Source organism: Stenotrophomonas sp. Iso1 (assembly GCF_027497995.1).
Taxonomy (GTDB): Bacteria; Pseudomonadota; Gammaproteobacteria; order Xanthomonadales; family Xanthomonadaceae; genus Stenotrophomonas.
The window spans coordinates 182,391-203,715 of sequence record NZ_JAODBT010000003.1 but is presented as its reverse complement, the minus strand read 5'-3'; the positions used below and the strand labels follow the sequence as shown (position 1 = coordinate 203,715).

At 63.0% G+C, this 21,325-nt stretch carries 21 protein-coding genes; 14 read left to right on the top strand and 7 right to left on the bottom strand.

Annotated features, from left to right (window positions below):
* Positions 1-168: 168 nt before the first annotated feature.
* On the bottom strand, positions 169-1,425 hold the full coding sequence (locus PAN08_RS13850; protein ID WP_269792093.1) for a 6-phosphofructokinase: 1,257 nt from the start codon (positions 1,423-1,425) through the stop codon (positions 169-171).
* Between the two features lie 141 nt (positions 1,426-1,566).
* On the opposite strand from PAN08_RS13850, the gene PAN08_RS13845 reads away from it, so the two are divergent.
* The 3 genes from PAN08_RS13845 to PAN08_RS13835 all read left to right on the top strand — a co-directional run bounded on the left by PAN08_RS13845 (position 1,567) and on the right by PAN08_RS13835 (position 4,388).
* Positions 1,567-2,130, top strand: a complete 564-nt coding sequence (locus PAN08_RS13845) for an adenylate kinase (RefSeq protein WP_269792092.1) — start codon at positions 1,567-1,569, stop codon at positions 2,128-2,130.
* Between the two features lie 317 nt (positions 2,131-2,447).
* Positions 2,448-3,884 carry a UDP-N-acetylmuramate:L-alanyl-gamma-D-glutamyl-meso-diaminopimelate ligase gene (gene mpl, locus PAN08_RS13840; RefSeq protein WP_269792091.1) on the top strand — a complete coding sequence of 479 codons (1,437 nt, stop codon included), beginning with the start codon at positions 2,448-2,450 and terminating at the stop codon, positions 3,882-3,884.
* A gap of 27 nt (positions 3,885-3,911) precedes the next feature.
* Positions 3,912-4,388 (top strand): hypothetical protein, encoded by a 477-nt coding sequence (locus PAN08_RS13835; RefSeq protein ID WP_269792090.1) that lies wholly within the window; start codon positions 3,912-3,914, stop codon positions 4,386-4,388.
* A gap of 145 nt (positions 4,389-4,533) precedes the next feature.
* Here PAN08_RS13835 and PAN08_RS13830 read toward each other — a convergent pair whose 3' ends face one another.
* Entirely contained in the window at positions 4,534-5,379 is an 846-nt protein-coding gene (locus PAN08_RS13830) for an IclR family transcriptional regulator (RefSeq protein ID WP_269792089.1), read from the bottom strand.
* 63 nt (positions 5,380-5,442) lie between these two features.
* Complete coding sequence (locus PAN08_RS13825; RefSeq protein WP_269792088.1) at positions 5,443-6,111, bottom strand: hypothetical protein; 669 nt, start codon at positions 6,109-6,111, stop codon at positions 5,443-5,445.
* 149 nt (positions 6,112-6,260) lie between these two features.
* Here PAN08_RS13825 and PAN08_RS13820 point away from each other — a divergent pair, with 149 nt between their 5' ends.
* From PAN08_RS13820 to PAN08_RS13785, 8 genes are all read left to right on the top strand, one after another.
* Positions 6,261-7,523 (top strand): MFS transporter, encoded by a 1,263-nt coding sequence (locus PAN08_RS13820; RefSeq protein WP_269792087.1) that lies wholly within the window; start codon positions 6,261-6,263, stop codon positions 7,521-7,523.
* A 22-nt stretch (positions 7,524-7,545) separates the two neighbouring features.
* Positions 7,546-7,749, top strand: a complete 204-nt coding sequence (locus PAN08_RS13815) for a tautomerase family protein (RefSeq protein WP_269792086.1) — start codon at positions 7,546-7,548, stop codon at positions 7,747-7,749.
* Positions 7,746-8,543, top strand: a complete 798-nt coding sequence (locus tag PAN08_RS13810; protein WP_269792085.1) for a fumarylacetoacetate hydrolase family protein — start codon at positions 7,746-7,748, stop codon at positions 8,541-8,543. Before PAN08_RS13815 ends, PAN08_RS13810 begins: the two co-directional genes overlap by 4 nt.
* Before the next feature lie 40 nt (positions 8,544-8,583).
* A complete protein-coding gene (locus PAN08_RS13805) occupies positions 8,584-9,522 on the top strand; it encodes an acetaldehyde dehydrogenase (acetylating) (RefSeq protein WP_269792084.1) in 939 nt (312 codons plus the stop codon).
* 10 nt (positions 9,523-9,532) lie between these two features.
* Positions 9,533-10,573 carry a 4-hydroxy-2-oxovalerate aldolase gene (dmpG, locus tag PAN08_RS13800; RefSeq protein ID WP_269792083.1) on the top strand — a complete coding sequence of 347 codons (1,041 nt, stop codon included), beginning with the start codon at positions 9,533-9,535 and terminating at the stop codon, positions 10,571-10,573.
* Positions 10,570-11,358 (top strand): 2-oxo-3-hexenedioate decarboxylase, encoded by a 789-nt coding sequence (gene dmpH / locus PAN08_RS13795; RefSeq protein ID WP_269792082.1) that lies wholly within the window; start codon positions 10,570-10,572, stop codon positions 11,356-11,358. Before dmpG ends, dmpH begins: the two co-directional genes overlap by 4 nt.
* 190 nt (positions 11,359-11,548) lie before the next feature.
* Entirely contained in the window at positions 11,549-12,910 is a 1,362-nt protein-coding gene (locus tag PAN08_RS13790) for a DcaP family trimeric outer membrane transporter (protein ID WP_269792081.1), read from the top strand.
* Positions 12,911-13,000: 90 nt separating this feature from the next.
* A complete protein-coding gene (locus tag PAN08_RS13785) occupies positions 13,001-13,609 on the top strand; it encodes an LON peptidase substrate-binding domain-containing protein (RefSeq protein WP_269792080.1) in 609 nt (202 codons plus the stop codon).
* A gap of 143 nt (positions 13,610-13,752) precedes the next feature.
* Here the strand turns inward: PAN08_RS13785 and PAN08_RS13780 are convergent, their stop codons facing one another.
* Positions 13,753-15,759, bottom strand: coding sequence for a bifunctional DedA family/phosphatase PAP2 family protein (locus PAN08_RS13780; RefSeq protein WP_269792079.1), 2,007 nt, complete (start codon positions 15,757-15,759; stop codon positions 13,753-13,755).
* A gap of 136 nt (positions 15,760-15,895) precedes the next feature.
* Here PAN08_RS13780 and PAN08_RS13775 point away from each other — a divergent pair, with 136 nt between their 5' ends.
* The gene (locus tag PAN08_RS13775; protein ID WP_269792078.1) at positions 15,896-16,561 is read left to right on the top strand and encodes a serine/threonine protein kinase; all 666 of its coding nucleotides are present in this window, start codon (positions 15,896-15,898) and stop codon (positions 16,559-16,561) included.
* An 81-nt stretch (positions 16,562-16,642) separates the two neighbouring features.
* Here PAN08_RS13775 and PAN08_RS13770 read toward each other — a convergent pair whose 3' ends face one another.
* On the bottom strand, positions 16,643-17,320 hold the full coding sequence (locus PAN08_RS13770) for a hypothetical protein (protein WP_269792077.1): 678 nt from the start codon (positions 17,318-17,320) through the stop codon (positions 16,643-16,645).
* Positions 17,321-17,461: 141 nt separating this feature from the next.
* On the opposite strand from PAN08_RS13770, the gene PAN08_RS13765 reads away from it, so the two are divergent.
* A complete protein-coding gene (locus PAN08_RS13765) occupies positions 17,462-18,280 on the top strand; it encodes an NAD(P)-dependent oxidoreductase (protein WP_269792076.1) in 819 nt (272 codons plus the stop codon).
* Between the two features lie 79 nt (positions 18,281-18,359).
* Here PAN08_RS13765 and PAN08_RS13760 read toward each other — a convergent pair whose 3' ends face one another.
* Positions 18,360-19,223 (bottom strand): ion transporter, encoded by an 864-nt coding sequence (locus PAN08_RS13760; protein ID WP_269792075.1) that lies wholly within the window; start codon positions 19,221-19,223, stop codon positions 18,360-18,362.
* A 72-nt stretch (positions 19,224-19,295) separates the two neighbouring features.
* On the opposite strand from PAN08_RS13760, the gene PAN08_RS13755 reads away from it, so the two are divergent.
* Positions 19,296-20,525: an acetylornithine transaminase gene (locus PAN08_RS13755; RefSeq protein ID WP_269792074.1), complete on the top strand. Its 1,230-nt coding sequence runs from the start codon at positions 19,296-19,298 to the stop codon at positions 20,523-20,525.
* Positions 20,526-20,655: 130 nt separating this feature from the next.
* Here PAN08_RS13755 and PAN08_RS13750 read toward each other — a convergent pair whose 3' ends face one another.
* Entirely contained in the window at positions 20,656-21,252 is a 597-nt protein-coding gene (locus PAN08_RS13750; protein WP_269792073.1) for an HAD-IA family hydrolase, read from the bottom strand.
* Positions 21,253-21,325: the final 73 nt, after the last annotated feature.

Sequence of the window (21,325 nt, the reverse complement as noted above, 5' to 3'; positions counted from 1 at the left end):
GGAATGACGAGTACGAACAGGGCCAAAGAACGAAAGAGGAGAGCACGCTCCTTGACCAGGTCTGGAACCTGCACCAGACAGTAGTGCGCCTACAAAGAATTGACGACTTGAAGGAGCCTGGGAGACTCACTTCCCAGTCGTCCGCCTACGTTCAGCGCAGCGCCGTCTTCAGCCCTCCCAGCCCGGCAATTTCTTCGCCACCGCCACGTTCTTCAGCGTCACGTACTTCGGCAATCCATCGCGCCCGTAAGGCAGCGGCGCCTCGCCACGGATCAGCGGTTGCAGATAACGGCGAGCCTTTTCGGTGATGCCGAAACCATCCTTGCGGATGAAGCCCGCCGGCATCTTCTTCTCGTGGTTGGCAACCTTGGACAACGGCGCGGCTTCGATCTTCCAGCGATACGGCACATCGGAGCTGCGCACGATCACCGGCATCACCGAGTTCTGTCCCTTCAATGCGAACTGCACCGCTGCCTTGCCCACCGCCTGCGCCTGTTCCCAATCGGTCTTGGAAGCGATGTGGCGCGCCGAACGCTGCAGGTAGTCGGGCAGGGTCCAGTGCACCTTGAAGCCCAGCTCAGCCTTGACCCGGCCAGCGAGGTACGACGCCACGCCGCCCAGTTGGGTGTGCCCGAACGAATCCTTGATGCCACCGGCATCGGCGACGAACTGACCGTCGGCGGTGTGGATGCCTTCGCTGGCCACGACCACGCAGAAGCCGACCTTGGCGACCACTTGCTTCACCTTGGCCAGGAAGGCGGCCTCGTCATAGGCGCGCTCGGGTAGCAGGATGATCTGAGGTGCATCGTCGGGATTTTCACCTGCCAAGCCGGCTGCCGCAGCCAGCCAGCCCGCATGGCGACCCATCGCCTCGTAGATGAAGACGCGGGTGGAGGTTTCGGCCATCGCTGCCACGTCCAGCGCTGCTTCGCGCACCGACACCGCGGTGTACTTTGCCGCGGAACCGAAGCCTGGGCAGGTGTCGGTGACGGCCAAATCGTTGTCGATGGTTTTAGGCACGCCGACGCAGGTCAATGGGTAGCCGTACTCCTTGGCCAGTTGTGAGACTTTCAGCGCGGTGTCGGCCGAATCGTTGCCGCCGTTGTAGAGGAACCAACGCACGTCATGGGCCTTGAAGACCTCCAGCAAGCGCTCGTATTTGGCCCTGTCCGCGTCCAGTGACTTGAGCTTATAGCGACATGAGCCGAAGGCGCCGCCAGGGGTGTGAGCCAGCGCGGCAATGTTGGCGGCCGACTCTTTCGAGGTGTCGATCAGCTCCTCGCGCAATGCGCCCAGGATGCCGTTGCGGGCGGCCAACACCTTGATTTTTTTGGATCTTGCCTCGGCGATGACGGCGGCGGCAGTGGCGTTGATGACGGCAGTGACGCCACCGGATTGGGCGTAAAGCAAGGTGCCTTGGGACATGGGAATACTCTCCGGGCGGGGGACATTTCCGGGACATTGGCCGGATGCGGTAAGCTGCGCATATTGCGGTGCAGCGTGAATCGGCCCATGAGTCTAACGCCGCTGTCCGTCCCGTTTCCTCAAAACATATGGGAGTCAGGAATGCGATTGGTTCTGTTGGGACCGCCCGGTTCGGGCAAGGGCACGCAGGCAACCCGCCTGAAGGAAGAGCTTCAGATTCCGCACATTTCCACCGGTGACCTGCTGCGTGCCGAAGTGGCCGCCGGTACTGAGCTGGGCAAACAGGCCAAGGCCGTGATGGATTCGGGCAACCTGGTTTCCGACGACATCCTGCTGGGCATGCTGGAATCGCGTCTGTCCCAGGCTGACGTCGCCAAGGGCTTCATCCTCGACGGTTACCCGCGCAATGTGGCCCAGGCTGATGCGCTGGGCGAACTGCTGGCCAAGCTCAACCAGCCGCTGGATGCCATCGTGCAGTTGGACGTGCCGACCGAGTTGCTGGTCGAGCGTATCGCTGGCCGCGCCCAGGAACAGGGCCGTGCTGATGACAACCCTGAGTCGGTGCGCAAGCGCCTGCAGGTTTACAGCGACTCCACCGCGCCGGTCATCGATTTCTACGCTGCCAAGGGCACCCTGGCCCGCGTGGATGGCGTCGGTGAGCTGGGCGACGTGCTGGCCCGCATCCTGGCGGCGATCAAGCAGTAAGGGAACAAGGCTGCGGTGGGTGACTCCGCAGCCAGTGGCTGGTGGTGATATCACCCGCCCCAAACGCAAACGCCCGGCTTCAATGCATGAAGCCGGGCGTTTGCGTTTGTAGATGCCAGCAGATGAGCTTGCTCAGAGCCCCGCAACATGAGCTCCCTGGGGATGGCCTCTTGGGGAGTAGGACCGGAGGGTGCTGCGGCTGGCAACGGGCATTCTGTGTGCGAAGTGATCGTAAAGGTATCGGGGATAACCTTACATACGCATGGGTTTGCCCTACACGGATACCGGTCCGTGTTTGCATCGGCGACAATCAGGCAATGAGCAAGATCCATATCCTCGGCATTGCCGGAACTTTCATGGGCGGTGTAGCCGCCTTGGCCCGCGAACTCGGGCATCAGGTTGAAGGCAGCGACCAAGCGGTGTACCCGCCGATGTCCACACAGCTGGAAAACCTGGGTATTACGCTGTCACAAGGCTATTTGCCCGGCAATATCGGCGACGATTGTGACGAAGTCGTAGTCGGCAACGCGCTTTCACGCGGTAACCCCGCCGTGGAAGCGGTGCTGGATCAGGGCCGGCGCTACACCTCCGGTGCGCAATGGTTGTCCGAACGGGTATTGCCCGGCCGCGACACGCTGGCGGTGGCCGGTACCCATGGCAAGACGACGACGACCACGATCCTGTCGTTCCTGTTGCAGGCCGCCGGGCGCGAGCCGGGCTTCCTGATCGGTGGCGTGGCCGAGGATTTCGGGGTGTCTGCGCGTCTGGGGCGTACAGTTGCGCCGCCTTCCGGTGTGACGTGTCAGCTTCCGGCGGAAGAGGACACGGTGTCGGCTCAGGTAGATCGGCCACTTTTTGTTGTAGAAGCCGACGAGTACGACACGGCATTTTTCGACAAACGCAGCAAGTTTGTTCACTACCGGCCGTTGGTGGCGATCCTCAACAATCTTGAATTCGACCACGCCGATATCTTCCCGGACGTGGCTGCGATCCAGCGCCAGTTCCACCATTTGGTGCGTACCGTCCCGGGCCGTGGGCGCTTGATCGTCAATGGCGAGGACAAGCACCTGGCCGACGTGTTGGCGATGGGCTGCTGGACGCCGGTGGAGCGATTTGGCTTTGATCCGTCACTGGAATGGAGCGCACGCCTGATCCAACAGGACGGCAGTGCATTCGCGGTGCTGCACCGAGGTGTCGAAGTCACAACGGTGGAGTGGTCGTTGCTGGGCCGGCATAACGTGCTCAATGGCCTGGCAGCACTTGCAGCCGCAAACGCGGTGGGGGTGGATGTGGCCAGCGTGGCACCGGCATTGGCTCGCTTCCACAGCGTCAAGCGCCGGATGGAAGTCATCGGTCAGGCGCAGGGCGTGACCATCTACGACGATTTCGCCCATCACCCCACGGCCATCCATACGACGCTGGAAGGCTTGCGCGCGAAGGTCGGTGATGCCCGCATCGTGGTGGCGATGGAGCCTCGCAGCAATTCGATGCGGCTGGGTGCGCATTCCGATGCGCTAGCGCCGTCGCTGGATATCGCCGATGCGGTGGTATTCCTCGCACGCCCGGAGTTGCCATGGGATGCCGACAGGGTGATTGCAGCCGTGCGTGGTGATGCACGGGCGGTGGCCGATACCGATGCATTGCTGGCGCAATTGGGCAAAGTAACGCGCGATGGCGACCACGTGGTGTTTATGTCCAACGGTGGCTTTGACGGTGCGCCACGCAGGTTCTTGGCGCAGCTGCAGGAGGATTAAGGCCGCATGCTTCGGGGGAAGTGGTTGGTGATGTTGCTGGCGGGTGGCGCGAATGCGGAGCCGCCCACTTTTTCTGCGGCTGATCTACTGGGCACCTGGGAGTGCGGACCGACCTCGATGCACGGCCCGGGCTTCGATCTCGACGTTCTCATAAAGACGACAAATCACCCTGACGGAACGTATACGTCATCCAGTACTTCGATCATAAAACCGCATGGCAAGAGTGCCGTTACCAACCTTGATGAATCGAAAGGCACATGGGTGTTGCAGGGCGATCTGCTCACTACTGTGGTGGAGAGCGCTCGGTTCATTTCATCCACAGACCCAACATTCTCCCGGAACGAAGGGCAGCTTCTGCTGGAAGATGAGCTTCACAAGAAGCGCACCTACGAGGCGCGCCTGTTGGAATTGAAGGACGGTCATTCGCGGACTGTTCCCGTGGGATCGCTATATCCGGAAGCCGTTACGGAGTCCTCATGTAGGCTGCTCCCTTCTCCCAGCTAGGCGTGCTCCGCAGTTGATTGCGCGAGATGTGCAGGATTCCTGCAGCGTTGTTCACCGAGCGCATTTGGCTCGGGTTGAATCATGGCATCGCCTGCATCTGCGCGTGCATCGTGGCTGAAGCCGCTTCTGCCGCTACGGTGTGACTTCAGCGCGTTGCTTTGCTGCTGTAGCCCATTGCTGCTGAAATCTGTGCGGCTGCTTCCAACAATGCCTGTACGTGCGCTGGATCCGGTGTGCTGGGCAGGTAGTGGATGGAGCCGACGATGGCCAGCGTGCCGAACAGTTCGCCATTGGCCTGCAGCAACGGTGCCGCCAGTGCGTTGATGCCGATGTACAGCTCTTCTGGTGCGTCGGCCCAGCCGCGTTTGCGGACCAGCTCGATCTCGGCCGACAGACGGTCCGGGTCAACGATGGTGCGGGGCGTGCAGGCCGGAAGCGGTTGGGTGAGGTAGGCGCGGCGCAACTTCTCTGCACCGAAGGCCAGCGCGATCTTGCCCTGCGCCACACTGTTGTGATGAAAGCGGGTACCCGGGCGCAGGCTGATCTCCACTGGCGCGGTGCCACGCAGCAGGTCGATCACCACCACTTCGTTGTCAGAGAAGGTGGAGATCACGATGGTCTGCCCCACCTTGTCGCGTAGTTGCTCGAGGATCGGCTTGGCCAGGCTCATCACATCGAAGCGACTGGTGCAGGCGCGGCCCAGCAGGAACATCTGCCAGCCCACGCGGTACTGGTTGTTGTCCGGGTCCTGATCGACATAGCCATGCTCGCGCAGCACGCTCAGGTGGCGGTGTACGCGGGCCTTGGGCATGCCCAGCAGCTGTGCCAGGCGGGTGACACCCAGTCCACTCGGCGCCGAAGCCAGCGCCTCTATGACCTTCAGCGAGACGATTGCAGTGGGCAGGCCGTGATCGGCGGTGTCGTCCTGGGCGCTCACGCCGCTGGCAGCGGTGGGCAGATCCTTTTCTTCGATCGCAGCTTGGTGGGGCATCGGCTATCTGTAGGTGGTCGCAAGGGGGCGTGCACGACCGGCATGGCCGCGCACGTGTGCCGATTATGGCAGGTCGATGTATCGCTCTGCGAAAACCTTGTACCGCTGAGTCTTCTGCAGCGCGGCGTCCTCGGGGCGGACATAGCGGATCGAACTACGCCCCTTGAGCTGGCGCGGCAGCAGAAAGCACCGGATAAACCGGGTTTCCTCGTCTTCGGTGGTAGGCGCCAGCACCGGTGCGTGGCCCAGTTCAAACCATGCATGGCCGGCGGGGTGGTCATGGCGCTGCCCCTGCGTCTCGATGCTGATTTTGCCGTAGTCACAGATGCGGATGCCTGGCCCCTGATGGACATGGGTAAGGGCAACGCCGCCTTTGGGGAAATCCACTCGGTCGCAGCGCATCAGCCACTCAAAGCGCTTGTCCAGCGTGATGGGCGCTTCAAGCTTGAGTTCGCTGCGCGTAGCCGGCGCGGAGGGCAGGGCGCTGGCGGGCTGGTTGGCATCGGTCAGCTCCCAGCGCCATAGCACCGAATTTTGGTCGCCATTGAACAGGGTCAATTGCTCCTGCGAGATGCGTGCCTGGGCTGGATCCAGGGACTGGGCGTCATGTGGTGATTCAACCATCAGACCGCCTTCGCGCACGTACAGCGCCCGGGGACCGGCGGGCAAGTAGACCGGTGGGCAGCCTGCCGGCAGGTGGTCTTCATGAAGGCGGAGGATCAGTTCGGACATCGAAGTCTCACGGTTGTTACGGTAGTTGTATCGTATATCGATACGAAATCATTTGTCTTGTTCCATTTTCTGAAAAAGTCGGATACTTTGTGCCGAAGGTATCGTTCACCGATACTTCCGTATCAGCCAAGATTCCGGAGGGGAAGCCAATGGCGCAGCGTGGTTCAACAATCCAAGAGGTAACGGCCGGTAGCGGCCGCTGGTGGCAGGGCGCTAGCAAACAGCAATGGGGGACGTTCCGTTCGGCCTACCTGGGCTGGATGTTGGACGTGATGGACTTGATGTTGTTTGCGATGGTGCTCAAACACGTCAGCGCGGACCTGGGTTTCGACAAGTCGCAGGCGGGGATGGTGATGTCGGCCACGTTGCTGGCCACGGCGTTTGGCGGTTTGTTGTTTGGTTACCTGGCCGACCGTATGGGCCGCGCCAAGTCGATGATGCTGAGCATCATCTGCTACTCGATTGGTACCGCGCTATGCGGCCTGTCGGACACGCTGGGGCAGCTGATGCTGTTCCGGGTGATCGTTGGCCTGGGCGTGGGCGGCGAATGGTCCGCCGGCTCGGCACTGGTGAGCGAGAGCTGGCCGGCACAGCACCGCGGCAAGATCCTGGCGTGGATTCAGAGTGCGTTTGCTGCGGGTTACGCCGCTGCCGCCATCGTTGCTGCGTTGGTGGTGCCGACATTGGGTTGGCGCTGGGTGTTCGCGGTGGGCCTGTTGCCGGCGCTGTTGGCGTTCTATGTGCGCCGCCACGTCAAAGAGCCGGAAATCTGGGTCAACCAGAAAGAACGCCTGAGTTTCAGCCAGACCATGGGCCAGCTGTTCGGCACGCATGCACGCAGCACGACGGTCGGCTTGGCATTCGTGACGGCGGCGATGTGCGGCTACTGGGGCTTGTTTACGTGGATCCCGACGTACCTGGCGACGCCGGTCGCCGATGGAGGGCCGGGTTTGGACATGGTGAAGTCCACGATCTGGATCGTGATCATGCAGATCGGCGCCGCATTCGGCTTCGTCACTTTCGGCTATATCGCTGACTGGGTGGGGCGCAAGAAGGCCTTCATGATTTTCTTCGTGTGCTCGGCGCTGACCGTGCCGGTGTTCGCGATGATCCAGTCGCCGATGTGGCTGATGGCGTTTGGCATCGTGGTGGCCTACTTCGGCACCGGCTTCTACAGCGGCTTTGCGCCGACCTTCGCCGAGATGTTCCCGACCACCGTGCGCGCCACCGCGCAGGGCTTTGTCTACAACGGCGGCCGCGCCATCGCCGCCATCGCGCCGGCCTTGATCGGCTTCCTCGCCAACAGCTACGGCGTCGCCAGTGGGCTGATGGCCACCGCCGGTTTCTTCGGGCTGGCCGCAGTGATCGTGCTGCTGTTCCTGCCCGAGACCAAGGGCGTTGAGCTGACCTGATTGCAACTGCAGGAGTAAACCCATGCCGATAATTCAAGTGACCCTGGTGCAGGGCCGTGGCGAAGAAAAAGTGCAGCGCTTCATCCGCGAACTTGCGCGGGTGGCACACGCCGAACTGGACGCGCCGATGAGCGCGATCCGGGTGATGGTCAACGAAGTACCCGCGCAGCGTTTCGCGGTGGGCGATGTACTCAAGAGTGATCCGGTTGAAGGGGGCAAGGCGTGAGCATCGTGACCCTGAGTGCCGAGATGGTCGCCCTGCATGGTGCGGAACTGCATGCAGCGCTGCGCACGGGAGTGGCAGTGGAGCCGCTGAGTGAGCGCATCCCCGGCCTCGCGCTGGCCGATGCCTACGCGATCTCCAACGATCTGCTGGCACGCAGGCTGGCCGATGGCGAGCAGGTGGTAGGCAAGAAAATCGGTGCCACCTCGGTGGCGGTGCAACGCATGTTGAAAGTAGATCAGCCGGATTTCGGCTTCCTCACCGACCGCATGCAGGTGGCCAATGGCGGTGTGTTGTCCACGGCCGGCATGATCGCGCCGCGCGCTGAAGGTGAAATTGCGTTCCATCTCAAACGTGACCTGGTAGGGCCAGGTATCACCCACCACGACGTGCTGGCCGCTACGGAAGCCCTGTCGGTGTGTTTTGAAATCGTGGATTCACGCATCCGTGACTGGCGCATTGGCATCACCGACACCGTGGCCGACAACGCCTCGGCCGCTGCCTATGTGTTGGGCGAGCTGCGGGTGCCACCGAAGAACCTTGATCTCGGCACGCTGGGCATGGTGGTTGAAAAGAACGGTGAGCTGGTCGCCACCGGCGCCGGTGCCGCCGCGCTGGGTTCGCCGGTCAACTGCGTGGCGTGGCTGGCCAATACGCTCGGTCGCCTCGGCACGCCGCTCAAGGCCGGTGAAGTGATTCTGTCCGGCGCGCTGGTGCCGCTGATCCCGGTGTCTGCAGGCGATCACATGCGCGTGCGTGTCGGCGCACTGGGCAATGCCGAGATCCACTTCGCATGACGCCCACTTCCTCCCCCACGTTGAATGACAGGAGTTCTGTATGACCCTGAAGGCAGCCATCATCGGTCCCGGCAATATCGGCACCGATCTGATGATCAAGATCCTGCGCCATGGCAAACAACTGCAGATGGCAGCGCTGGTCGGCATTGACCCGGCGTCCGATGGTTTGGCACGTGCATCGCGCATGGGCGTACCGACCATTGCCAGCGGCGTCGGCGGGCTGATCGAATCGGAGCTGTTTGCCGATATCGACATCGTGTTCGACGCCACCTCGGCGTCGGCGCATATCGCCAACGATGCCCTGTTGCGCAAGGCAAAACCGGGAATCCGCGTGGTCGACCTGACCCCGGCGGCCATCGGTCCCTACTGCGTGCCGACGGTGAATCTGGAAGACAACATCGATGCGGCCAACGTCAACATGGTCACCTGTGGCGGCCAGGCCACCATCCCGATGGTGGCGGCGGTGGCATCGGTGACCAAGGTCAAGTACGCCGAGATCGTGGCCAGCATTTCGAGCAAGAGCGCTGGCCCCGGCACCCGCGCCAACATCGACGAGTTCACCGAAACCACCTCGCGCGCGATTGAAAGCGTGGGTGGCGCTCAGGTGGGCAAGGCGATCATCGTGCTCAACCCGGCCGAGCCGCCGTTGCTGATGCGCGACACCGTCTATGTGCTCAGCGCGCTGGCCGATACCGCAGCCATCGAAGCCGCAGTGAACGACATGGTTGCACGCGTCGCCGCCTATGTGCCCGGTTACCGGCTCAAGCAGCAGGTGCAGTTCGAGGTGTTGGATGAGCCGGTCAACGTACCGGGCATCGGCCTGACCACCGGGCTGAAGACGTCGATCTTCCTGGAAGTGGAAGGTGCCGCGCACTACCTGCCGGCCTACGCCGGCAACCTGGACATCATGACGTCGGCCGCGCTGGCCACCGGGGAGCGCATGGCCGCCTCGGTGCTGGCTGCGCGCGCTGCAGCGTGAGGACAACAACATGACCACCAACAAGCTCTATATCTCCGACGTTACCCTGCGTGATGGCTCGCATGCCGTGCGCCACAACTACAGCGTGGCGCAGGTCCGGGCGATCGCATCGGCGCTGGACAAGGCGCGTGTGGACTCCATCGAGGTCGCGCATGGCGACGGCCTGCAGGGCTCCTCGTTCAACTACGGATTCGGCGCGCACAGCGATGTCGAATGGATTGAAGCGGCTGCCGAGTCGGTATCGCACGCAAAAATCGCCACGCTGCTGCTGCCCGGCATCGGCACCGTGCACGACCTGAAGAACGCCTACGCTGCGGGTGCACGCATTGTCCGCGTTGCCACGCACTGCACCGAGGCGGACATCTCGCGCCAGCACATCGAAGCCGCCAACGCCCTGGGCATGGATACGGTGGGCTTTCTGATGATGAGCCACATGACCCCGCCATCGGCGCTGGCCGTGGAAGCGAAAAAGATGGAGGACTACGGTGCTTCCTGCGTGTACGTCGTCGATTCCGGTGGCGCATTGAACATGAATGATGTGCGCGAACGCGTCAGCGCACTGCGTGACGTGTTGAAGCCGGAAACGCAGATCGGCATCCACGCGCATCACAATCTTTCGTTGGGCGTGGCCAACTCCATTGCGGCAGTGGAAGCGGGTGCAATCCGCATCGACGCCAGCCTTGCCGGCATGGGCGCAGGTGCCGGCAATGCACCGTTGGAAGTGTTCATTGCCGCTGCCGAGCGCATGGGCTGGAACCACGGTTGTGACATCTACACGTTGATGGATGCCGCCGATGACATCGTGCGCCCGCTGCAGGACCGCCCGGTGCGGGTGGATCGCGAAACCCTGGCGCTGGGTTATGCCGGTGTCTATTCCAGCTTCCTGCGCCATGCAGAAGCCGCGTCCAAACGTTTCGGTATCAATACCGTCGACATCCTGGTCGAGCTGGGCAAGCGCCGCATGGTCGGCGGGCAGGAAGACATGATCGTGGACGTGGCACTGGACATGCTGCGCGCACGCGGCGAACAAGCGCAGGAGAAGCGGGCATGACGCTGGACCGTTCCATCATTGAGGGCTGCGCCCAGCAGCTGCTGGCCGCCGAGCAGGACGTGCGTGAGGTGACCAAGATCACCGAAGCGCATCCGCAGATTGACGTTGGCGCGGCCTACGATATCCAGGAATGCCTGCGCAGCCTGAAGCAGGCAGCGGGCGTGCGCATCGTCGGCATGAAAATGGGGCTGACCTCGAAGCCCAAGATGCAGCAGATGGGCGTGGACACGCCGATCTATGGCTTCCTGGGGGATGACAACGCCGTCGATGACGGTGCGGTGGTCGATACCGCGCGTCTGATCCACCCGAAGGTGGAGGCAGAGATTGCCTTCGTCCTGCGCGAGACGCTGGCCGGCCCGGGTTGCGACATTGGCAAGGTACTGGCGGCCACCGATTACGTGGTGCCGGCCATTGAGCTGATCGACTCGCGTTACGAGAATTTCCGCTTCGATCTGCCCAGCGTGATCGCCGACAACACGTCGGCCTCGCGCTATGTGCTGGGTTCGCGTCCGACTGCGGTTGAAGGGCTGGACCTGGAAACGCTGGGTGTGGTGATGGAAAAGAACGGCCAAGTGGTCGAAGTCGGTGCCGGTGCCGCCGTGCTCGGTAATCCTGCCGAAGCGGTGGCAATGCTGGTGAACATGTTGGCCGAACGCGGCCAGGTGTTGCCGGCTGGCAGCGTGGTGTTATCCGGCGCAATCACCGCTGCTGTCGCGGTGGCAGCGGGCGACAACGTGCTGGTGCGTGCGGATGGCTTGGGTACCACGTCGATGCGATTCGTGTGATCCATCGATGGCGTGATTTGACTTAGGCCGGGTGGGTTGAAGCTACTCCAGTACGCATTCCCACCTGCACGGGAATGATGTCCTGGAGCCGGGTCGGGTCGCGTAGCGAGAAGCAGCAAACAACGGCGTTTATACGACCGGCTTTCAGCAGAAAGCCGGAACGGTCTTCTGTTGCCCTGGGAGGGGAAAAATGATCGGTAACAAAAAGCTGGCCGCACTGGCCACGACTGCAGTACTTGCCGCGATGCCGTTGAGCGCGCTGGCACAGGCCATGGACGCGAAAGCCATGGAAACGCGGATGGCGCAGCTGGAGCAGGAAATGCAGCAGATGCGGGAGATGCTGCAGACCTATCAGCAACGGGAGATTGCCAATTCCAATGCAGGCCCCAGTGCCACCGCACTGGATGCCACCCGTGTAGCGGCAACGCCGACAGCACCGGCAGCAGTGATGCCCAATGCATTGCCAGGTACGAAGTTCTCCTTCGGCGGCTTCATCAAACTGGACTCGATGTACACCCGCACCAGTGATGGCGAGATCGCCGATGGTTCGGCGGGGCGCCTCTTCTATTTTCCGGGAGCGACGCCCGTGGCTGCCGACGGTACTGGCCACAGCGCCAGCTATACCGACGTGCATGCGCAGTTCTCGCGCTTCTGGTTCGGTGCCGATACCACGACCGACAACGGTGACAAGCTCAAGGCCTATATCGAGGCCGACATGTACGGTGGCGGCAGCAACGCCTTCGCCGGCAACGAAGTCATCACCAACACTTACGCGGTAACCCTGCGCCAGGCGTATGTGAGCTGGAACAATTGGCTGGCCGGCCAGACCTGGTCCAATTTCCAGGATGTGGCGGCGCTGCCGGATACGGTGGATTTCACTGGCCCGTCGGAAGGCACCATCTTTTCGCGACAGGCACAGCTGCGGTACACAACGGGCGCATGGTCGTTCTCGGCAGAAAACCCGCAGACCACCATCACTCCGTTTGCTGGCAAGGGCGCGCGCATCAACAGTGGCGACGACGTGATGCCTGACCTGACGGCACGCTGGCTCAAGCGCGGCGACTGGGGCCACTTCACGGTTGCGGCGTTGTTGCGCAATTTCCGCTATGACGACCATAACGACACGGGCGGCGCATTGAGCGTGTCCGGCAAATTCAATATGGGCGTGAACGACGACCTGCGTTACATGGTCAGCGGCGGTGCCGGCGTGGGGCGCTACCTCGGCTTCGCGCTTGGCAGCGACACGGTGCTGGACGAGGAAGGCCGTCTGCATGCGATGGATGGTTACGGCGGCTTTGCCGCGTGGCGCCATGCATTCTCACCGAAGCTGCGCGGCAATCTGGTGTACTCGGTGGCAGTGCTGGACAACAATGCTGCACTCACCGGCTACGCGGTCACGGAGAGGGCGCAATCGGTGCGTGCCAACCTGATCTATTCGCCCTTCCCCAAGCTGGATCTCGGCGTGGAGCTGAGTCACGCGCAGCGTCGTCTTGAGAACGGTGAGGAGGGCGACATGAATCGCATCCACACGCACGTGAAGTACAACTTCTGATGTGACCAACCTGGCGGCCGTGCGCCGCTGCCGGGATACAGGCGGGTGGGCTGGGGTAACATCTCTCCCGGTCCATCCGTTTTTTATCTGATGACATCACTGCAAAGCCTGCCATTGTTTCCACTGCATTCGGCGCTGCTGCCGGGTGCTGTCCTGGGCCTGCGTGTGTTTGAAGCGCGGTATCTGGATCTGGTACGCGAGTGCGGCCGCAATGGCAGCACCTTTGGCGTATGCCTGATTCTTGAAGGTGATGAAGTGGGCTCGCCGGCAATCCCCGCGACGTGGGGCGTGGAAGCGTTGATCGAAGATTTTGATGTCGGCGCCGATGGCGTGCTGGTGTTGCGTCTACGTGGTGCGCGTCGCTTCCATGTACTGGAAACGCAGGTGCGCGACAACGGGCTTGTGGTTGCCGACGTGGAGTGGTGCGAGCCCGACAGCGACGACGAACTGCAGCCTGAGCATGCGCTGCTGGGGACGCTGCTTGAACGCATTCTCGAACAGGCCGGTGGGGAGTACGCCTCCGCGGGTCCGGCTCAGCTGGATCAGGCGGCCTGGGTAGGCTGGCGGCTTGCCGGCTTCCTGCCATTGCAGGAACAACAACGGCTGCTCCTGCTACAGGAAGCCGATCCCTATCGACGCCTGGATCGGCTGCTGGAGTGGATTCCCGAACTCGGCGTGTCGCAGGAAGAAGACCTGTAATCGCGAAGCGCCCGGCGTAGGCGTGGTGTAAGTCGCCAAGTCACGACAGCATCCGAGGCAGAAGACAGGCGGTCTTCAAAGATCAGCACAACTCTGAAAGCTCACCGATGCGCTGCGCTTGCCCGGCTACATCAGCCGGCGCGTTACTGCGCCGGCTTGTCTTGGTTGCGAATCATCAACAACGGCAAACCGGTTTCCGGCTGCGTCTGTTGCTGGCTGTGCATGCCGTCCACGGATTTTTTTACCGCATCCAGCGCCGGATCGACGCCGCGCAGCGGCCGCCACATGCCGAACAGCTTCAGGTGGCGCTGATAGCGCAGAGTCTGCGCGCTGCCCAGCCACACCGGCTCTTGTCCCGGCTGCAGGCGGATTTCTGACGGCCACAGTCGCAGCGCATACATCTCATCCGGGCGCGTGCCCGGACGCAGCATCAGCATCGCCTCGACATTGGTGTCCAGCGTGGCGGGCAATACCGGTACTTCCTGCGGCTTGGCCTTCTGATCAAGCATCACCAGTGCCTGCTGCCAGCCAGCCTGCGGTTGCAGGGTCCAGCCATTGCGTTCAAATTGCTGCTGCAGCGGTGCCAACGGGCCGGCCACCTGTACGTCCAGCGGCCAACGCTGGTCGTCATCGAATTCATTGCGACGTGCTGGCAACTCGCGCCAGCCGTCCTGCCACCATTGGCTGGTATCCATCAACCGAGTTGCCTCGGCCACCGGTTCGAACTTGGCCAATTTGGCCGGCACGTTGCGGGGCGCGTACCAGAGCGCAGCCAACACAAACGTGCCGTAGAACAGCCATGCCACCGGCTTCACCCAGAACGAGCGGTTGAAGCGGCGCCGGTAGGCCACGCCCAACAGCAACAGCCAGAAGATGCCGAACAGCATGCCGCCGATGACATCGCTGACCCAGTGCGCGCCCAGGTAAATGCGGGCAAATCCAATCACCGTGACGACCACGCCGGACAGCAGATACGGCCACACGCGGGTGCGGCCGGGGAGTTCGCGGCCAATCAGTACGGCAAAGAAACCAAAGGTGATGGTGGCCATGGTCACCGCCACCGACGGGAAGCCGAAGCCGCTGCTGGCCGACGGCGGACGCACCACGTCCACCGTGGTGCCGAGCAGTTTGGTCAGGGCCAGACCGAAGGCCAGTGCGGCCAGCCAATGCACGACCGCCATCCAGCGCCGGCGCCAGGCCAGGTAGCCCATGCCGGCAGCGATGGCCGGCAACAGCACTTGCCAATCGCCCAGCGATGCCAGTGCGGCCATCGGGTAGTCGGCCAACGGGTTTCGCAGGGCCAGCATCAATTGGTGGACGGCCAGGTCCAGCGCCAGCGGCTCACCGTGGCCCACCACCACCATCAACAGCGCAAACCAGCCCCAGCCCAGCAGCAACAGCATCAGTGCCAGTGTCGCCAGCGGCACGGATTCGCGCCGCTTGGGGTCGAACAGGTCACTCAGTGCGCGGCCCAGCGGCCGTGGATGGCGTTGCGACCAACGCAGCACGCGCGCAAGCCAGCCATCCATGCGTGCGGCTGACCAGCGGTAGCTGTACAGCACGATGGCCCATACTAGGCTCAGGATCGCGCCGAGCAGGACAACCACCAGAAACAGATGGCCGGCCACGGCTGCCACCGCGTCATAGGCTTGGCCCAGCGCCCAGCCTGGCAACAGGAATAGCACTGCCCAGGACAGGCAGGCAATGCCGCTGGCCTTGAGGTAGTTGACGAAGGGCATGTTCGCCATGCCCGCGATGGCAGGCACGAACGGACGGATGGCGCCCACATAGCGGGCCAGCAGGATGCTCTTGAAGGCATTGCGGCGGAACAGAAGTTCGCCGCGGTCCAGCAGCTGAGGGTAGCGGCTGAACGGCCACACGCCGCGCAGGCGGTCACCCCAGCGCCGGCCGACCCAGTAGCTCAAACCATCGCCGGCGAAAGCGCCGATCGTGGCGCAGGCCACCGCATAGGGGCCGGACAACTCGCCCATGCCGATCAGCACGCCCACGGCGATCATCAGCGGCAATGCCGGCACGATGGCGCCCAGAATAATGACGGCGTCGCAGAAGGCGATGGCGAAAATCGCGACACCGGCCAGGACGGGATGAGCAGCGATCCACGTCAGCGTGGTGTCGATCCAGGAATTCATCGGGCGATTATAGAGGCAGGGTTCTGTCAGACCGACAGATGCGCCGCAGGTTCATTGTGATCAGAAATCCGCTCGTTCACCTGTCGGAGCGCTGCATGAAGGGCGTGAAATCAGTGGCACCGCCTAGAATGTAGCCATGGCAGAACCGACTCCCGAGACATCATTCATCGCGCTGAAGGCGGACAGCTTTGGCCGCATCCTGCTGGTGGAAGGCGCGCAGGGCCGTTTTGTACGGCGTGACCTGGGCGCGACCCCGTTGTGGCTGCGGCTGCCGGCCTGGTGGCTGGCGCGGCGAGAGGCGCGGGCATTGGCAAAGCTTGACGGCATGGAGGCCACGCCGACGCTGCTGGCCTGGGATGGCCGCTGGCTGGACCGCAGCTACATGGAGGGCGCGGCCATGTATCAACGGCCGCCGCACGGCGACTTGGCCTACTTCCGTGCCGCACGCCGGCTGCTGCAGCGCGTGCATCGGCACGGCATCGCCCATAACGACCTCGCCAAGGAGGCCAACTGGCTGGTGCGCGAGGATGGATCACCGGCCTTGATCGATTTCCAGCTGGCGATCTGCGGCAACCCGCGTTCGCGCTGGATGCGGTTGCTGGCGCGCGAGGACCTGCGCCACCTGCTCAAACACAAGCGCATGTATTGCCGGCAGGCGTTGACGCCGGTGGAGTTGCGCGTACTCAAGCGGCATTCCTGGGTGCGTGAGCTGTGGTTCGCCACCGGCAAACCGGTCTATCGCTTTGTCACCCGCCGCATCCTGCATTGGGAAGACAACGAAGGGCAGGGGCCGAAGCCCTGAGAGGCACGAGTGAGGGAACAGACGCCAGGAGTGAGAGAGCAACCGCAGCCATGCAGCTGGGCTTTCCCTCACTCCTGATCTTCAGCGCAGCTCCACCAATTGCTTGCCTTTGAAACTGCGTTTGGTGTCGAAGTCGTAGCCGATGGTGACATGACCTTCGTCCGCACAGGCATGGCAACTGCGCAGCGGCGTGGTAAATCGTAGGCGCACGCCACCATCGGGCAAGGCGTCGCTGCCACTGGCCTCGGCCGGTGCGAACGGGCTGGCATCCGGGTGCTTATCGATAAATGCCTTGTACTCGGGCAGGTTGCGCACACCTGCATCCAACACTTCCTCATCCACGTCCACGGTCTTGCCGGCAGCATCCACCAGCCATATCCCCTGGTTGGTGTTGGCGCGGAACGGGAATTCCAGCGTGGCCACGCCAACGCCCTCAACCGGTTGCCACGCACTGATGTAGCCGGGCTTCCCCTGTGCGGACAAAGTGCGCGCTGCGTTGATCGCAGAAGGCGACGCGCCGCGGGTTCGCAGGATGTTGATCAAGCAGGCATCGGCTGCCGTCGTCGCATCGCGGCAGGCGTCCAGCGAACCCTGCCATACAGCGCGGGCATCGATCTTTGTCACGTTCTCGCCCAAGCCGGTGGTCTGCGCAGTCACATCCTTGGTGATGGGGGAGGATTCCGCCGCGATGTGGGGCTTCTGGCAGGCGCCCAATGAAAGGGCCAGAAGCAGCGGGGCGGTGTAAAGCAGGGGTTTCATTGCAGGATCCTGAAAAAGAGCGCCCCCAGTATCGGCATGGCGCATGAACAGGAAATGTCGCCGAAGCGATATCAGTGCCGACCGCAAAGAATTGCTGGCATCGGCATAATGCGAGTTGGTTTCCACATGGGCGGAGTAGGCATGAACAGCTTGCAGGGCAAGACCCTTTTCATTACCGGTGCCTCGCGTGGCATCGGCTTGGCCATTGCCCTGCGCGCCGCGCGCGACGGTGCCAACGTTGCCATCGCTGCCAAGTCGTCAGTGCCCAACCCCAAGTTGCCGGGCACCATCCACAGCGCCGCCGAAGCAGTGAATGCGGCAGGTGGCCAAGGGTTGGCGCTGAAGTGCGACATCCGTGAGGAAGACCAGGTCAATGCAGCCGTTGCTGCAGCCGTGGACACGTTCGGGGGCATCGACATCCTCGTCAACAATGCGTCTGCGATCTGGCTGCGCGGTGCGCTCGATACGCCGATGAAGCGCTTTGACCTGATGCAGCAGGTGAACGCACGCGGCAGCTTCTTGTGTGCCCAGGCATGCCTGCCGTATCTGCTGCAGGCGCCCAACCCACACATTCTGACGCTGGCGCCACCGCCGAGTCTGGATCCGAAATGGTGGGCGCCGCACACCGGTTACACGCTGGCCAAGATGGGCATGAGCTTTGTCACGCTGGGCTTGGCAGCAGAGTTCGGTCCGCAGGGCGTGGCAGTGAATGCACTGTGGCCGCGTACAGTGATTGCCACCGATGCGATCAACATGATTCCCGGTGTTGATGTCGCCGGTTGTCGTCGTCCAGAAATCATGGCTGATGCCGCGCACGCAGTGCTGACGCGTCCGGCCGCAGGCTTCAGCGGCCAGTTCCTGATCGATGACGAAGTGCTGGCGCAGACCGGCATTACCGATCTGTCCGGCTACGCCATGGATCCTTCGCGGCAGCTGCTGCCGGATCTGTTCCTGGACTGAGAGATCCAAGTGAGTGAGAGCAGCGGCGGTTGCCATTGTTCTCGCTCACCCATCACTCGTTGTCACACACCTTTGGCCTTCAGGGCTCGATGTGCTCGGGCAGCTCATGCCCGCAGCGATTGCAGTAGTGCGCTTTGACCTCGTGGCCTTCGTGACCACAGACCGGGCAGCCGCGGTTGTCGTGGCGGCGCTCGCGCAGCATGTTTCCGGCCAATTCGGCGGTGTAGATGCCGGTGGGCACGGCCAGGATGCTGTAGCCGACCAGGATCAACGCCGAGGTGATGAAGCGGCCCAACGTGGTGTGCGGGACGATGTCGCCAAAGCCCACCGTTGCCATTGTCACCACGGCCCAGTACATGCTGGTGGGAATGTTGCTGAAGCCGTACTGCGGGCCTTCGATGACGTACATCAGCGCGCCGGCAATGATTGCGATGGTCACGACCATCGACAGGAACAGCAGGATCTTGCGACGGCTGCGCCATAGCGCTTGCATCAGTTCGCCGCTTTCTTCGATGTAGCGGGTGAGCTTCAGGATGCGGAAAACCCGCAGCAGGCGTAGCACGCGCACTACCAGCAGGCTCTGCGTGCCGGGGATGAAGAACGAAATGTACGACGGCAGGATGGCCAGCAGGTCGATGACGCCCCAGATGCTGAACGCATAGCGCAGCGGCCGGCGTACCACCAGCAGGCGCAGCACGTATTCGGCGGTGAACAGCAGGGTGAAGCCCCACTCGACCACATAGAAGCCGGTCGCCCACGACGCGTGGATGCGCTGCACGCTATCCACCATGACCACCAGCACGCTGGCGAGGATGGCGTAGACCAGCAGCAGATCGAAGCGGCGTGAAGGTGGGGTGTCGGTGCGATGGATGATGTCGAACCAGCGGCGGCGCCAGCCGGTTTCGGTGGCCGGGTTCAATTGGGGGGCAGAGAAAAGTCGCATGGGCGGCATTGTGCCGCAGCCGGTGGAATGGGGGACAATGCGCCCTTCATTCCCACCCAAATCCGGAACGCCATGACCGCTGTCGCCGAACCGTTGCTGTCCCTGTCCAACTACTACCTGCCGGTGTACCGCCCGCGCCAGCTGGTGCTGGAGCGAGGCCAAGGCGCGCGGTTGTGGGACACCCAGGGCCGGGAGTTCATCGACCTGGCGGCCGGTATCGCGGTGTGCAGCCTGGGCCACAACAATCCGGACCTGAAGGCCGCGCTGTTCGAGCAGGCCGACAAGCTGTGGCACACCAGCAACATGTTCTACAGCGAGCCGCCGCTGCACCTGGCGCAGGAGCTGGTGGACGCCTCGCGCTTTGCCAAGCGTGTGTTCCTGTGCAACTCCGGTGCCGAGGCCAACGAAGTGGCCATCAAGCTGGTGCGCAAATGGGCCAGCGTGCAGGGCCGTGCGGCGGAAAAGCGCTTCATCGTCACTTTCCGTGGCAGCTTCCATGGCCGCACCCTGGCCACGGTGACCGCGACCGCACAGCCCAAGTACCAGGAAGGCTACGAGCCGCTGCCCGGCGGCTTCCGTTATGTCGATTTCAACGACGTGGCCCAGCTTGAAGCAGCAATGGCCGGCGGCGATGTGGCGGCAGTGATGTTCGAGCCGGTGCAGGGCGAGGGCGGTGTGATGCCGGCCAGCGCCGAGTTCATGCGCCGCGCCCGCGAGCTGTGCGACCAGCACGACGCGCTGCTGGTGCTGGACGAAATCCAAGTCGGCATGGGCCGTACCGGTGAGTTGTTCGCGCATTGGCATTGGGGCGTGACCCCGGACATCGTCACCTTGGCTAAGGCGCTGGGCGGCGGTTTCCCGATTGGCGCCATGCTGGCCGGCCCGAAGGTGGCCGATGTCATGGGCGTCGGCGCGCACGGCAGCACCTTCGGCGGCAATCCGCTGGCGGCGGCGGTGGCGCGCGTGGCGCTGCGCAAGCTGGCGTCCGATGAAATCAAGGCCAACGTGCAGCGTCAGTCGGCAGCCTTGAAGGCAGGGCTGGAGGCCATTGGCGAAGAATTTGGCGTGTTCGAGCAGGTGCGCGGCATGGGCTTGATGCTCGGTGCGGTACTCAAGCCCGATTACGTGGCCGACATCGGCACGCTGCTGGATTTGGCTGCCGAGAAGCAGGTATTGATCTTGCAGGCCGGCACCAGTGTGTTGCGCTTCGTGCCGGCACTGAACATCACCGATGAAGAACTGGCTGAAGGTCTCAAGCGTGTGCGCGGGGCAATTGCGGCTTACGTCGCGTCGCGCGGCTGAATCCGGCGCAGATCCACTGTCCACGCAACCCGGGTAAGCGCAGTGCATCCGGGATCATCAATGCCCTCGAAGTATTTCCCTGTCAGCGGGATGCTTCGCGGGCATTGTCGTTTGCATGCAGTGGCTCCAATCAAGCCAGCAGATGGAAACGCCGCAACAGCCGTCGCAGCGACTGCGCGTGATAGGCCGTGTCGGCGTGCAGGCCCGCAGCGCGGGCGCCCTGCACGTTGCGGAACAGATGGTCGACAAACAGCGCACGCGCAGGCTCGCATCCCAATGCGGTGCAGGCGGCGCGGTAGGCATCGGGATCGGGTTTGCGGATGCCCAGTACTGCGCTGCCCAGCACGGTTTGGTTGGGAAGCATCTGCTGGATGACCGGCAGCGTGAGCGCGCCGTTGTTGGTCAGGATGGCGACGGATACCTCGCGGTGGACGCGATCAAGCAGCGCCACGCAATCGCGTCGTGGGACGGTTGCCGCTGCACGTGCACGGTGCCAGTCGCTTGCCTGCAGGTTGCAGTCCAGACGGTCATTCAATGCCTGCAGCAGTTGCTCACCATTCAATTCGCCGCGTGCATGCGCCAGCTCCAGGCTTTCACTGCGCAGCGCGGTGTCGAGCTGCGCGGGAGTACTGGCGACGGCTTCGGCCAGCTGCTGCAGGAAGCGGCGGTGGTCATAGTCGGCGAGCAGACCGTCGAAATCGAGCAGCAGGGCGTGTAGTGCGGGCATCGGTGAGGCAGGTGCGAAGAAGGAGGGAAGTATCGGTGTTGCAAGGCATTGGCGCATCCCTGCGACATCCCGT

Bases quoted from the DNA above. Each gene is read 5' to 3' on its own strand.
- PAN08_RS13850 (WP_269792093.1), bottom strand. From the start codon at position 1,425: ATGTCCCAAGGCACCTTGCTTTACGCCCAATCCGGTGGCGTCACTGCC.
- PAN08_RS13805 (WP_269792084.1), top strand. From the start codon at position 8,584: ATGACCCTGAAGGCAGCCATCATCGGTCCCGGCAATATCGGCACCGAT.
- PAN08_RS13765 (WP_269792076.1), top strand. From the start codon at position 17,462: ATGAACAGCTTGCAGGGCAAGACCCTTTTCATTACCGGTGCCTCGCGT.
- PAN08_RS13815 (WP_269792086.1), top strand. From the start codon at position 7,546: ATGCCGATAATTCAAGTGACCCTGGTGCAGGGCCGTGGCGAAGAAAAA.
- PAN08_RS13825 (WP_269792088.1), bottom strand. From the start codon at position 6,111: ATGTCCGAACTGATCCTCCGCCTTCATGAAGACCACCTGCCGGCAGGC.
- mpl (WP_269792091.1), top strand. From the start codon at position 2,448: ATGAGCAAGATCCATATCCTCGGCATTGCCGGAACTTTCATGGGCGGT.
- PAN08_RS13845 (WP_269792092.1), top strand. From the start codon at position 1,567: ATGCGATTGGTTCTGTTGGGACCGCCCGGTTCGGGCAAGGGCACGCAG.
- PAN08_RS13775 (WP_269792078.1), top strand. From the start codon at position 15,896: ATGGCAGAACCGACTCCCGAGACATCATTCATCGCGCTGAAGGCGGAC.
- PAN08_RS13770 (WP_269792077.1), bottom strand. From the start codon at position 17,320: ATGAAACCCCTGCTTTACACCGCCCCGCTGCTTCTGGCCCTTTCATTG.
- PAN08_RS13785 (WP_269792080.1), top strand. From the start codon at position 13,001: ATGACATCACTGCAAAGCCTGCCATTGTTTCCACTGCATTCGGCGCTG.
- PAN08_RS13755 (WP_269792074.1), top strand. From the start codon at position 19,296: ATGACCGCTGTCGCCGAACCGTTGCTGTCCCTGTCCAACTACTACCTG.
- dmpG (WP_269792083.1), top strand. From the start codon at position 9,533: ATGACCACCAACAAGCTCTATATCTCCGACGTTACCCTGCGTGATGGC.
- PAN08_RS13760 (WP_269792075.1), bottom strand. From the start codon at position 19,223: ATGCGACTTTTCTCTGCCCCCCAATTGAACCCGGCCACCGAAACCGGC.
- PAN08_RS13750 (WP_269792073.1), bottom strand. From the start codon at position 21,252: ATGCCCGCACTACACGCCCTGCTGCTCGATTTCGACGGTCTGCTCGCC.
- PAN08_RS13820 (WP_269792087.1), top strand. From the start codon at position 6,261: ATGGCGCAGCGTGGTTCAACAATCCAAGAGGTAACGGCCGGTAGCGGC.
- dmpH (WP_269792082.1), top strand. From the start codon at position 10,570: ATGACGCTGGACCGTTCCATCATTGAGGGCTGCGCCCAGCAGCTGCTG.
- PAN08_RS13830 (WP_269792089.1), bottom strand. From the start codon at position 5,379: ATGCCCCACCAAGCTGCGATCGAAGAAAAGGATCTGCCCACCGCTGCC.
- PAN08_RS13790 (WP_269792081.1), top strand. From the start codon at position 11,549: ATGATCGGTAACAAAAAGCTGGCCGCACTGGCCACGACTGCAGTACTT.
- PAN08_RS13780 (WP_269792079.1), bottom strand. From the start codon at position 15,759: ATGAATTCCTGGATCGACACCACGCTGACGTGGATCGCTGCTCATCCC.